The following is a 918-nucleotide window of genomic DNA, read 5'->3' as shown; positions in this document are numbered from 1 at the left end:
GTGGGGTTGACGCCGTCGAGGCGGGCGATGGCGTGGAAGTGCACCGCTCCCCGGGCCTGCAACTCGGCGACCTTGCCGGGTGAGAGCCGGACCGGGGCGACCTTGCGGGTCTTGCCGGAGGCGGTGGCGACTTCGACGCGGGGAACACCTCGACGGCGGGCGAGCTTCGCTAGGTAGCGTTCCGCGGCTTGCTTGGTGCGGTGCCACAACTCTCCGGAGAACAGGTTCCACACGGCCTGGTGGTCGTGGTCGTAGCAGTCCAGGCACAGGGGCCGGCCGAGCACGGAGTCACCGGGTTCGTGTCTGGCCCAGCAGACGGCGGGCCGGCCGTGGGGGCATGGTCCGGCGGCGGGGTCGGTGTTGCGGCGGGCGTGGCACGGTTCGGCCCGGCAGTCGCAGCGCTTGCGACTCGCGCAGGTGTGCCGGCGGACCACCCGGGCGTGAACGGTGCCGAAGGACGGGGCGGTGAAGGTGGCGAACACCGCCGGATGCGCGGCGACCGTCTCCGGAACGCCTTTGCCACCGACCAGGCCAGCGCGAAGCAGCTGGAACGCGTCGCGTTGGTAGGTCTGGGCGCAGGACGGGCAGACGGTGGCGCGGCGGTTGCCGCAGGCGGTGTAAATCGCCGCGTCCGGCATCCCGTCGGTGTGCCGCTGGTCGAGCACACGGCCGGTCGACTGCTCGACGGTGAGGAGCTGGCCGGCGAGGCGGATAGGGCGGGTGCAGCCGGCGGCGGCGCGGACGTGTTCCAGCCATCCGTAGTAGTCGGGTTGGGTGGCGCGTTCGAAGGCGGAGCCGGCGGCGGTGTAGGCGTAGACGGGTGGGGTGGTGTCGGCGTTCGAGCCCACACCCCGGGCCGTAGCACGGGGTGTGAGGTCCAGCGTCGACGCCATCAGGCCGCATCCCCGAGGGTGTGGG

1 protein-coding gene is annotated in these 918 nt (G+C 72.4%); it reads right to left on the bottom strand.

What is annotated here, in order from left to right; translation table 11 throughout:
• On the bottom strand, nucleotides 1-893 hold an 893-nt coding region (locus C1I95_RS34175; RefSeq protein ID WP_325048895.1), incomplete at its 3' end, for a replication initiator.
• Nucleotides 894-918 lie beyond the last annotated feature (25 nt).

Origin of the sequence: Micromonospora craterilacus, assembly GCF_003236315.1 — a bacterium.
In the GTDB taxonomy this organism is placed as follows: domain Bacteria; phylum Actinomycetota; class Actinomycetes; order Mycobacteriales; family Micromonosporaceae; genus Micromonospora; species Micromonospora craterilacus.
Note: the sequence above shows the minus strand (reverse complement) of the source record. Positions and strands in the feature narration are given on the sequence as shown.